Source organism: Ferrimicrobium sp. (assembly GCF_027364955.1).
In the GTDB taxonomy this organism is placed as follows: domain Bacteria; phylum Actinomycetota; class Acidimicrobiia; order Acidimicrobiales; family Acidimicrobiaceae; genus Ferrimicrobium.
The window spans coordinates 107794-119333 of record NZ_DAHXOI010000008.1; the positions used below are offsets into that span (position 1 = coordinate 107794).

An 11540-nucleotide genomic window follows, 5' to 3' on the forward strand; every position below is an offset into this window, starting at 1 on the left:
ACGGTTAGTGTGCGTTCGCTGGGCTTGGTGGGGAGAAGGTATCGGCGTCGAGGCTGCCGATCAATAATACCTCGACACTCGCACCGATTGGGACATGCGCTCCATCGGGTAGCAGGATGAGTGCATTCGCCTGCGCAAGTCCTGTGAGCACATGAGAGCCTTGGTGTCCTTGTGGGGCGACCTGCAATCCGCCGGCGCCGTCGAGCTCAACGGTGGCCCTGACCAGATGAAGTTTTCCGTCAGGATGATGATCGAGTGGGACTGTCGTGACTGCTCGAATCGTGGGGCGAAAGAGCTGCCTGGCTCCGAGCATGTGGAGAATCGCAGGCCGTACGAAAAGCTCAAAACTCACGAGAGCTGAGACTGGGTTGCCCGGCAATCCAAAGACGGGAACGTCACCGACTCGGCCGAAGGCAAAGGGCTTGGCTGGCTTGATCGCCACCTGAAACCAGGTGATCTGGTTGTCAGAGAGTTCATCGAGCACCGTTTTGGTGTAGTCGAAGTCACCGACGCTGACTCCACCCGAGGTGATGAGGGCGTCACAGGTGGTGACTGCATGCGCGAACGCACGTCGAATGGCCTCGTAATCGTCACCTACGTTGCCGAGGTCGACGGCGGTGGCTCCGAGGGCGGCGACGGAGTCGAGGAGGGCAGGACGATTCGAGTCATGGATTTTCCCAGGTGCGAGGAGCTCGGCATCGGAGAGTTCGTCGCCCGTTGAGATGACGCCGACCGTTGGCCGAGCGAAGGTGGAGATGTGGGAAACACCGAGCGAGGCGAGGACCCCACGAACGGCTGGCGTTATCTTGGTCCCAGTTCCAAAGACATGCTGGCCAGCCTGTATATCGCTACCAGCTCTTCGAATATTGTCACCGGCCCGCGGTAATCGGTGAACCGTCACGGAGTCCCCTAGGGTCGTGGTGTCCTCAACCATGACCACGGCATCGGTGTGGGGAGGGATCGGCGCACCTGTCATGATGCGAATGGCCTCTCCTGGGTTTAGGGTGAGCTTCGAGGGATCATCCCCTGCGGCCACCGTCGCCGTCACTCGGAAGATGGTGCCCGAGTGGGCGAGTGTTTCATCCAGGCGGATAGCGAAACCGTCGACGGCAGTGTTGTCGAAGGGAGGTATCGGACTCTTGACGAGCGTTGGACCAGCGAGATAGAGGCCGCTCGCGTCGGCCAGGGGAGTCACCACCTCTGGCAAACGTTGAACGTTTGCAACGGTGTGGTCGATCACCTCGGTGAGCGGTCTCATGATGCTTGGAACTCTCGGGCCAAAATCGTCCGTAGTTCAGCAGCGAAGGCCGGCCCAATGTCCTCTCGACCAAGGGCAATCTCGACGACGGCGCGTAGGTATTCAAGTTTATCGCCGATGTCGTAACGACCTCGATTGAAGACAACACCAAGCACTGGTTGGCTCTGCCCGAGGCGGGCAATGGCGTCAGTGAGTTGAAACTCTCCATTCTTGCCCGAAGGCGTCTCCTCGATCGCGTTGAAAATCTCTGGCGTGAATAGGTAGCGGCCGGTAATCGCGAGCGTCGACGGCGCCTCGCCCGGCTCAGGTTTTTCGACCACCGATACAACCTGTATAGTGCCGTCGGGATTCGTGATGACCTCGGCACAGCCATAGAGACGGATCTGTTCGCGCGGAACCTCCATTAGTGACAAGACGCTGTGCCCAGTTCTGTGATGAAGGTCTAGCATGCTCGATAGTAGATCCGAATCTTCGGCCATAATGTCGTCGGCCAGCATCGTTACGAAGGGTTCGTTACCGACATGGGCCTTTGCGGCGAGTACTGCGTGTCCAAGGCCGAGTGGTCGCCCTTGTCGAATGTAGTGAATCGTACCGAGTTGGGAGATAGCGCGGACGAGTTCAAGGTCGGCGTGGCGACCAGACTCAATAAGGAGTTGTTCGAGTTCGAAGGACTGATCAAAGTGGTCTTCGATCGATCGCTTGCCGCGACCAGTGACGACGAGGATGTTGGTGAGATTGTTGTGGATCGCCTCTTCGATCACGTATTGGATCGCAGGCTTGTCGACAACGGGCAGCATCTCCTTGGGTTGGGCCTTTGTGGCAGGCAGGAATCGTGTGCCAAGACCCGCCGCTGGGATCACTACCTTTGTTACCGTCGACATGCCATACTCCTCGATTGCTCAGCTCATTCTAACGCGTGGGGTCTCTCGCGTGACATGCCGGTTAGAATGGATTTAGCAGTCTAGCCATTCGAGTGCTAGTAGTTCGAATCGTGAGTGGAGGAGCGATGCCGACGTATGAGTATGTCTGCAAGCAGTGCGAGAAGCATGTCGAGGTGGTGCAGTCGTTTTACGACGACCCTTTGACCGTCTGCGATGCATGCGGAGGTGAACTTCGTAAGGTCTTTGGCAACATTGGTATTGTGTTTAAGGGTTCGGGTTTCTACAAAACGGACTCGCGCGGAAGCTCCTCAGCGGTGACACCATCGACGGGAGCCGCTCAGGAAGCGACCTCGAAAACTGATGCGGCCAAGGGCTCGTCGGGTGAGGTGTCGACCCCCACGACGCCGACGGAGACGAAATCAACGGCGCCTGCTCAAAGCTCCGAAGCGAAGGGCTCCAGTTCAAAGGGCTCCAGTTCAAAGGGCTCAGACTCCGCAGCGTAGTGTCCACCGTGGGGGTGGCATGAACGCTTCACGACGCTTGCCATCGCGACGCATTCTTCGGTGCTTGACCCTATGAATTGGGTGTTACCCTATGAATTTGGTGTTGTAGCGCCGGGCACCACAAAGGTCGCACGCGTCTCTCGCACGGGATCATAGGGTTGATGGTGATAGTGCCCTCCCAAGAGGAGTTGGACAAGATCGGGTGCGTCAGCTGGTGAGCGCGCAATCGTGGTATAGCTCGAGCCTATTGCCTCGGCGGTGTGTGCGTCCGAGGCAGCGGCCACTGGGATCCCGAAGGAATGGGCGATGCCCTCGGCGTCTCGTTCTGGTAGCGCGGACTTGGAGTTGCCGACCTCCACGATGTCGACGAGCCCCATCCTGCAGAGGGTGACGAGGCCCGTCAGGCCGATCGCTTTTCGTGTGGTATCGGTTGGGTGCGGCACGTAGACCAATCCATGCTGGCTACGGATTCTCCGACACGTCTCCTCCATACCGAGAAGCCTCGGAATTAGTTGGGTGACGTAGAGGCCGATGAGTTCCCCTTGCCCGGTGTTCACCTCCTCCCCTTGGATGACAGTGAGTCCGTAGTCTCGGCCAAGTATGGCTGCCGCCCAGAGGTCGTGATGATCGGTGACGGCAACGAGCCCAAGTTGAGACGCGATCGCAGCAAACTCAGCTAGGGGCGTCTTGGCGTCACCCGAGCGATAAGTGTGCGTGTGAAGGTCGATCCGTATGTTGGGCGTAGCATCCACGTTTGTGCCTTTCACCTGGCGCTATTGTCTCGTGGACACTGCCTCAATTGGCTCACTACTGTGCCTCCGCAGTGGTTGGCAGGGCCTTACTGGTCTGAGTGTAGTCGCTTGGTAACTTCCAATGGTGAGCTGATGAACCCGAATTCCGGCTAGTGCACGATAGGTCGATAGGCTAGAAGCAGTAGACAACCTGGGCCGGCCTAGACCTCAACTTTGACGACAAAGGCCAGAAACTGGGAAGAGGATAGCGGTCAAGGGTGGTTGTAGTAGTCAGCGATCCTGACGAAAGGGAGTTGGTGTGCTAGAGGAGAACGATTCGTTGGCTCACATGATGACGGAGGTGGCAGCGCCTCGCTCCATTGTAGAGATCTCAAAGAGGGTCGAATCTGAACTCTTGCAGTTTCTCACGACAGAGCACACTCGGTGGAGCCTCATCGATCCTGACTTCGCTCTCCCGATCGATGCACTGCGTCGGTTTGTGATCTCTGGAGGCAAACGTCTGCGTCCGGCCTTCTGTTACTGGACGGCGGTGGGCATGGGTGCAGACTCCGGTGATCCTGTCCTCATGAGAGCGCTAATGGGGCTTGAGCTGCTCCATACGTTCGCGCTGATCCACGATGATCTCATGGATCGCTCCGACGTGCGCCGCGGGGAGCCCTCGGTGCATACCGCCTTTGCGTCGCAACACCGGCAAGAGGCGTTGCGTGGCTCCTCGGTCCAGTATGGCGATTCGATGGCGATTCTTGTTGGCGACCTTGCGTTCGCTTATGCGGATCAGATGTTGATCGATGCCAATCGACGGGCTCGTCAACTCTATGCTGAGTTGAAACTCGAGGTGAACCTAGGACAGTCGCTCGATGTGTCGGGGAGCTTCGCCTCCGGTACGACACTGGCGAAGGCTGAACGCATCGCTCTCTATAAGTCGGGCAAGTACACCGTAGAGCGTCCCATGCACATCGGTGCGGCGCTCGCCGATGCGTACTTTGCCTCAACAGAGGCGGTCACGCATTTTGCTGTCCCACTCGGCATGGCGTTCCAGCTCCGCGACGACATTCTCGGTGTCTTTGGTCAGACGGAACGGACCAAGAAGCCAGTTGGTGATGATTTGCGGGAAGGGAAACAGACACTCCTCATCGGGTTGGCTTGTCAGATGTGCTCCTCTACCGAACGCACCCTATTTGAGGGACTCTTTGGCCGGGATGATCTCTCAGGCTCCGAGGTTGAGGCGCTCCAGGAGATGATTGCCCATACCGGTGCCCTTCGAGCGATGGAGGATCGCATCGATCAGCTCTTCTTGCGTTCCATGCAGGCGCTTGATGAGCTCGCGCTCACCCAGGAGGCACGCGTGGCACTCGGCGAGATGGCTGGGTTTGTGGTCGATAGGTTGAATTGATGCCGCCCTCAGTTGTGGTGGTCGGTGCTGGCTTTGCCGGATTGACGGCAGCTACCGAGCTTGCCCGTCAAGGCGCTCGTGTCACCGTTGTCGATCGACTCTCGCACCCAGGTGGGCGGTCGGGCCGATATGATCGGGAAGGCTTTCAGATTGACACAGGGCCGACCGTGTTTACGATGCCCGAGCTGTTTCGTGATATCTTTCGCCGTGCCGGACGTAATCCTGATGACTACGTCACCTTCCGACGCTTGGAGCCGGGCTATCACGCAGCATTTGCCGACCGTGACAGTGTTGATGGGGGAGGACGAATCGCAACGTTCTCCGATCGAGACCAGATGTATGCCGAGATCGAGACACACGTGTCTCGCAAGGAAGCCGAAGCCTACTTGCAGTTTCGTCGCTATCTTGAGGACCTTTTTGCCGTTGAGTTCCCCTCCTTCATTGACGCACAACTCGATAGTGTGAGTGCTCTGCTTGGCAACCCAAAGGCGCTGGTACGGTTAGTGCGTTTGCGGGGTTTTCAACGGCTACCTAAGGTGGTCGGGCATTATTTCGATGACGAGAGGCTCCAGCAACTCTTCAGCTTTCAGGCGCTCTACGCGGGCCTGTCACCACTACGAGCTCTCGGGATTTTCGCTATCATCAGCTATATGGATGTCGTTCTCGGGGTGGTCCAACCCGTAGGGGGGATGAGGGCAGCAGCGAACGCGCTCGAGCGGCTCGCGCGTGATCTCGGTGTCGAATTTCGGTATGGGCACGAAGTGGAGGCGTTTGTCCTCCATAACCAAAGCATCACCCACGTCGTCACCGATGGCGGAACTATTGCTTGCGATGGGGTCATCACCTCCGCCGACCCTGGCGAGCTGGCGGAGATGCTTGGACGACCGTTCCGAAGGCTCGGCGGTTTGCGCTGGAAGATGTCCCCCTCGTGTTTCCTGTCGCTGCGTGGTGTACTCGGTGAGCTGCCGGCCACCCTTGGCCATCACAACATCTTTTTTGGTACACAGTGGGCGCAAGCTTTTGAGGATCTCGTTGACAACGGACGCATGATGAGTGACCCGTCTACGTTGGTCAGCGTCCCGACTCGGTCAGATCCAGAACTTGCACCAGCCGACGCACACATCGTCTATGCCTTGGAACCAACGCCAAGTCTGAATGGACGATTCGATTGGGAGCGTTTAGGATCAGGATTCGTTGACCGATTCGATCGCAGGCTAGAGCGTTTCGGCGTTGCTCGAGATCTCACCACGTCGGTGCGCCATGACATCGATCCGAGAGATTGGGCTCGCATGGGTATGGATGCGGGTACTCCCTTCTCGCTCGCTCATACCTTCTTCCAGAGTGGCCCGTTCCGGCCAACCATGCAGGACCCGAAAATCCCTAACCTCGTACGCACTGGATCGGGAACGACTCCTGGTGTTGGCCTGCCGTTGGTGATGGTTTCGGGTAGGTTGTCGGCTGGTATGGCCTTGGGTCGGTTGCGGTGACGGCACGGGGGCTTCCTAAGGAGATCGTAGCGCCATCTCGTGCCTTGAACCAGGCGCATGGCAAGACGTACTACTTGGCGACGCTGCTACTGGCGAGGCACTTACGTCCCTATGTATTTGCACTGTATGGTTTTTGTCGTTATGTTGACGACATCGTTGACGTCGAGAGAGATGATGACGCTCGACGCCTGGCGAAGGTGGACTCGTTCGGGGAACGATTTCTTGCCGAGGTTGCTCGCGGTGATTCTGACGAACCGATCCTGGCGGCAACGATTGCAACTATTGAGCGGTTCAACATGCCGATCAGCTATTTTGAGCGATTCTTGGGTTCGATGCGGCAAGACTTTCTCGTGCGTCGGTATCCTCGCATCGATGATCTTCTCGCGTATATGGATGGTTCAGCAGCTGTCATCGGAGAGATGATGTTGCCGATTCTTGGTGTCGATAATCCTGAGGCACAGGCGCCGGCACGGGCGCTGGGGAATGCTTTTCAGATGACTAACTTTCTTCGCGACATCAACGAAGATCTGGATCGAGGTCGTATCTATGTGCCAGAGGAGGATATCGACCGCTTTGGGGCGTGGGAGGCTTTTGAGCAGCGCAAAGTCACCGACGAGTTTCGCAACCTGATGGCTTTTGAGATCGCTCGAACGCGACGTTGGTATGCTGAGTCCTACGCTGGCGATGACTATCTTCGGGGCCGCGCACTGCGATGCATTCGTGTTGCTCGCCAGGTCTATGGCGCGATACTCGACGAGATCGAGGCACTCGATTACGACGTCTTCTCTGCTCGGGCCTCGGTCGCCCGAACGCGACGGCTACAGTTGTTGGTCCGGGCCGCAGTCGCGGCGTGCTAGGTATCTGCGATAACCGGGCACCTTGGTGAAGATGAGTCGGTGATCACCCGCCCACAGATGAGGGTCGTGACGTCTAGCACATCTGCAGGATGTGATGGTCGTCGGTTGGTGGATGGTGGAGTTGGCTCGACGGTATGTCGTTGCTGAGGAGACCCTCTTACCCTGATTCTCAGATGTTCCTTGGTGTCATGTGAGGTTCGTCTGGTAGGTTCGGGCGGGTTATGACGACTGTGCTCGCGCCGGCTGGAGTCAATCAAGGAGAGTGTTCGTCCCGCCCCGAACGACCCCAGCATCTTCCGAGGTTGAGTGCGCTGCGCATTTTTGCTGCCGTCGCTGTCGTCCTTTGCCATGTTGGATACTATTTCACCAGCGTACGGGCAGTACGTAAAGCTGAGGTCTATGGCTATGGCGGTGTCGAGTTCTTTTTTCTGCTCTCAGGCTTCGTGCTGACGTGGGTGTGGTTGCACCGACGCCCAGGAGTCCGGCAGTTCTGGTGGCGTCGGGTCGCCAAGCTCTATCCGATCACGCTAGGGTTGATGGTCTTTGCCTACCTAGCCCTCCCTCAATACGAACGGATACCTGGTACCCGAGGGAAGGTGCTTGAACTGACACTTATGCAGGCGTGGTGGCCCAGGGAGCGGGTATATTTTGGTGGCAACGGTGTGAGCTGGTCTCTCTCCTGCGAGATCTTCTTCTACCTTGTCTTCCCCTTCGTGCTTGCCGGTGTCAAACGGCTCCATGCGCGCGGATTTTGGACCCTTGTCGTGGTGACGTTATTCATCTTGGTGGCTGCACCGGTGGTAGCGGTCGGGATGGGGGTGGCAGCGCCGATCCGCTACTGGCTCTTCTTTGTCTTTCCGCCTTACCAGTTTGGATTCTTTTTGATTGGGATGTTGATGGCGCGTGCGATCGGCAGAGGCCTGAGAGTGCCAAGACCCTCACTCGTCTTTGCGGGAGCCTTGGCATGGCTCACGGTGCTGGTAGGTCTGGGTGCCCTCTATTCCCTCGATCACACTCACGGACTGCCGCGTCCCTTGGTTCTTCTCGCCGCATTGCCCGCCTTCGTTGCTCTCCTCGGGGCTGCGGTGAGTAAGGATCTTCGTCACGAGGGTTCGCTGCTGACGAGTCCGAAATTGACCTATCTCGGGATCATTTCCTTTGAGCTCTACCTGGTCCACAAACCGTTATTCTTGCTGCTGCGCCCCATCGGTGTGTGGAAGAATAGCGGTGGACTTGAAGGAGCAGTTGTCTTCCTTGGTTTTCTTGGTGTAGCGCTCTTGATAGCGAGTTTGGTACACCATCTTCTGCAGGTTCCCATCGAGCGTGCTTTGGTTCACTCCCACCACCCCTTACGGTGGTTGCAGCGATGCTTCTGGCAGGCGTGGATGCTGGTATCTGTCTGGATTTTCAGTGTTGCAATCGATAGGCATTGTTGGGATCGAGAAACCAACGAGCACGAATCGCTGCCGTAGTGGTCGATGGCCTCTCGTGTGGATGTTTGCTAGGTTGTATAGCTCAGTGTTGTATGGCCCAGCTTTGTTGCTGAGTTCGAGTGACGGTGGGGAGCGGCTGGCCCTTGTTGGTGGAGTGGTTGGTGATGACCAGGAGATGCCATGGTTGTATGGGGTGATCCCAGAGTGGCGTTAGCGACCCGCCATGGTAAGGAGGGTCAGATCGCCCCTGCTTTATTGACCGTCGGTCTTGTTGCGGAGGTGGTGGCTGTTGACACTGACCAGTTTGGTACCTTTACGGGAGAGATCGCCCGGCAAAGATCGGCTCGTGAGGTGGTGATCGCTAAGGCGCGCGCTGGGCTTGAGGCGTCCGGACTTGCGCGTGGTGTTGCGTCAGAGGGAACACTGGGGCCGTATCCTGAGTTACCTGCATTGACGTACGATCTTGAACTCGTTGGTTTTGTTGATATCGAGTCGGGTGTAACAGTCATCGAGGAGGCGTTGAGTTTCGAGACCACCGTCGCCTCGGTACAGGCCAGGGTCAATGATGACTTGGGGCCATTTCTGCATCGGGTGGGATTCCCAACACAGGGACTAATTGTGCGGCGTGGAGATGGCGAGTTTGACCCGATCATCAAAGGAGTGGTGACGACTGAGCAGCTCAGGTCTGCAGTCGCGGCCATAGCGCGAAGCTCTCGTGATGGACAGGTGTTCATCGAGACCGACCAACGAGCCCATCTATGCCCGACCCGTAGGAGGGTGATTGAAGAGGCGGCCCAGCGGTTGGCCTCTAGGCTCAGTCGCCCTTGTCCGAGCTGCTCGCGCCCCGGGTTTGGCCCGGTTGCGCATGAGCCAGGACTCCCCTGTCGCGACTGTGGGGCCCCAACCGATCTCGATCAAGCGATCGTTGAGGGTTGTTCTGGCTGTGGAGAACTGATCCGCGTCCCCTTTGCGGGAGGTGCGGATCCGGCACAGTGCTCGTACTGTAATCCCTGAAGCGAGACTCCGCTCTGGCTGGGTGCGTCTCGATGTGAGTATCGGCGAGGGTGGCACTCTTCTTGGTAGCCCAGGTGGACCTCCATGACCATGCCAGGTCGCATCCATGTTCGGAGCTTGCCCATTCACTCATCCGACAAACGCCCTGGTGAAGGATGCTGCTAGGGTTCTGCTGCCGTTGGCTTCGATGGAGCCAGCGGCTCAGGCGTGGCAGGACCGCATTGATCGCGTGTTGTTCTTTGCGATCGCATCGCAACGGGTACGCACACTGGTTGTCTCCAAAGGGACATCTCTTGACCAGCTAGCAGGCGTAGTCACCGTCGGAGCGCGCGGTCCACTGCGTTACCGAGACAACACCACCGGTGAAGGAGGGCAGCGCACAGTTCGCGATTGCTCCTGTTAGCGTTCGCGCTCCTGGGATCCAATCAGGTATTTGCCAAAGCGAACCTGAGGCCGCAGTGGTGACGCCGACCACGGTACTCCATTGAGAGGATGTCGAGTAGGCGCCGACGGCTCGTGCAGGCACGCCGTCAGTCTCCAGTGCAGCGATCATGCCCTGGAGATCGGCGACGTTCATTGCCAAGCCGGAGGCACCGCTTTGCCACGTATTTGATGTCTCAACATCTAACCACCAGACATAGGTTCCTGGTAGGGTAGACATCGGATCTGGAGGGGACTGACCGTTGATCGCTGAAGCAGCTTTGGTGAGCCAGGCTGCGTCCTGCGAAGCTTTGTTGAAGCCATATTGCCATGCACAAGATGGAGAGTCCTCGCCGACGGTGGAGGCGCCATCGCTTATCGTTGTACACGTTCCATAGGGTGTTGTCCCGCTGGTTGGCCAGTCAGCGACTGGGGCACCATCGTAGAGGTTGCCGGGATCTGCCGTATCTACATATAGCGATACCTTCGGTTGCGAGGTGTCACCGCTTGAGGTTGCGAACGCCCAATACAGTTCGCTCTGCGAGTAGGAGGGGTCGGGGGCGAAGCAGGGGTTGAGGTTGTTTGCCAATCCATCATTGATGCCTACGATCCCAAAGGCACCATTCGATGGGAACGACTCCCCGCACTGAGGGTACGAGATATCGTATCCGGTGGGCGTCGTCTTGTGCCCACCGGTTTTGTTGATCGGTGGAGCACCAAAAGCGGGCACCGATGTGATGACTGCCAGCGCAGTGATCGCCAGGAGCTGGACCGCGAGCCCAATTGCCGATCGTCGACCGATGCGAGCCACATCACCCATATCAGAACCCCGTTCCCCTTGAGCCTCCATGTTAACACCATGTGGTAAGGCGTATCCACCATTGGCGTGTAAATGATTATTCATTTTCGCGACTCAAAGGCATCTCGGGCTTTGGGGGACGGTGAAGGCCACGACGGCACCAGTTTGCTACCTTCCACAACTTGATGTGAGGAATGTGTTGGATGAAGGATCCTGACAAACCGAAGCTGGCGGAGCTCTGCGATCTACTCAGAGGACCGACCGTCTCTTACAGTCGCCCAAGTGATCATCGGCCTGCGTTCTGCTGTTGGGACGGGCGGGAGGTTGGCGAGCGATGCCATCTGCCTTTGGCGGCCGCCGCAGCCTTTCCTGGAGCCGGTGGTGCATAGCCCAAGGGTCGGTTAGCAAGCACCTCCATGGTCATCTGGCCGATTGGCACGGAGCTCTTGCAACCGTGGGTATCGGCTCTGATCGAGCTTGAGCGGGCAACTCGAGGCTTGTCAAGAAAGTGTTCACCACGGGCGGCCAACGAGAAACAATGGCCGTTCGTTCGCACGAAACCGTGGTTATGGAACGTTGTTCAAGCTGGCGATCATTGTCGAGTTGTGTTCGAACTAGTAGTATAATTATGTGGCGATTTGTGGAATGTTTATAGCGAACCGTACCATACTGATAGTATGAAACTTTCGGAATACGCCGCTAAGAATGGGATCAAGTACAGAGCGGCCTGGAATAGATTTAAA

10 protein-coding genes are annotated in these 11540 nt (G+C 57.5%); 6 read left to right on the plus strand and 4 right to left on the minus strand.

Annotated features, from left to right (window positions below; all coding sequences use genetic code 11):
* Positions 1-4 precede the first annotated feature (4 nt).
* Together glp and galU are read right to left on the minus strand one after the other, a co-directional pair.
* Entirely contained in the window at positions 5-1258 is a 1254-nt protein-coding gene (gene glp / locus M7Q83_RS07505) for a gephyrin-like molybdotransferase Glp (protein ID WP_298336936.1), read from the minus strand.
* Positions 1255-2139 carry a UTP--glucose-1-phosphate uridylyltransferase GalU gene (galU, locus tag M7Q83_RS07510; protein ID WP_298336938.1) on the minus strand — a complete coding sequence of 295 codons (885 nt, stop codon included), beginning with the start codon at positions 2137-2139 and terminating at the stop codon, positions 1255-1257. Before galU ends, glp begins: the two co-directional genes overlap by 4 nt.
* A 125-nt stretch (positions 2140-2264) precedes the next feature.
* Between galU and M7Q83_RS07515 the strand changes: the two genes are divergently transcribed.
* Complete coding sequence (locus M7Q83_RS07515) at positions 2265-2642, plus strand: FmdB family zinc ribbon protein (protein WP_298336940.1); 378 nt, start codon at positions 2265-2267, stop codon at positions 2640-2642.
* A gap of 89 nt (positions 2643-2731) precedes the next feature.
* Here M7Q83_RS07515 and M7Q83_RS07520 read toward each other — a convergent pair whose 3' ends face one another.
* A complete protein-coding gene (locus M7Q83_RS07520) occupies positions 2732-3394 on the minus strand; it encodes a PHP domain-containing protein (RefSeq protein ID WP_298336942.1) in 663 nt (220 codons plus the stop codon).
* A gap of 298 nt (positions 3395-3692) precedes the next feature.
* Here M7Q83_RS07520 and M7Q83_RS07525 point away from each other — a divergent pair, with 298 nt between their 5' ends.
* From M7Q83_RS07525 to M7Q83_RS07545, 5 genes are all read left to right on the plus strand, one after another.
* On the plus strand, positions 3693-4787 hold the full coding sequence (locus tag M7Q83_RS07525) for a polyprenyl synthetase family protein (protein WP_298336944.1): 1095 nt from the start codon (positions 3693-3695) through the stop codon (positions 4785-4787).
* The gene (crtI, locus tag M7Q83_RS07530) at positions 4787-6274 is read left to right on the plus strand and encodes a phytoene desaturase family protein (protein ID WP_298336947.1); all 1488 of its coding nucleotides are present in this window, start codon (positions 4787-4789) and stop codon (positions 6272-6274) included. Before M7Q83_RS07525 ends, crtI begins: the two co-directional genes overlap by 1 nt.
* On the plus strand, positions 6271-7131 hold the full coding sequence (locus M7Q83_RS07535) for a phytoene/squalene synthase family protein (RefSeq protein WP_298336949.1): 861 nt from the start codon (positions 6271-6273) through the stop codon (positions 7129-7131). The genes crtI and M7Q83_RS07535 overlap by 4 nt, the downstream gene beginning before the upstream one ends.
* Before the next feature lie 221 nt (positions 7132-7352).
* A complete protein-coding gene (locus M7Q83_RS07540; RefSeq protein WP_298336950.1) occupies positions 7353-8603 on the plus strand; it encodes an acyltransferase in 1251 nt (416 codons plus the stop codon).
* A 141-nt stretch (positions 8604-8744) separates the two neighbouring features.
* The gene (locus M7Q83_RS07545; protein ID WP_298336953.1) at positions 8745-9578 is read left to right on the plus strand and encodes a DUF6671 family protein; all 834 of its coding nucleotides are present in this window, start codon (positions 8745-8747) and stop codon (positions 9576-9578) included.
* A 301-nt stretch (positions 9579-9879) separates the two neighbouring features.
* Here M7Q83_RS07545 and M7Q83_RS07550 read toward each other — a convergent pair whose 3' ends face one another.
* A complete protein-coding gene (locus M7Q83_RS07550; RefSeq protein WP_298336955.1) occupies positions 9880-10848 on the minus strand; it encodes a hypothetical protein in 969 nt (322 codons plus the stop codon).
* Between the last annotated feature and the right edge of the window lie 692 nt (positions 10849-11540).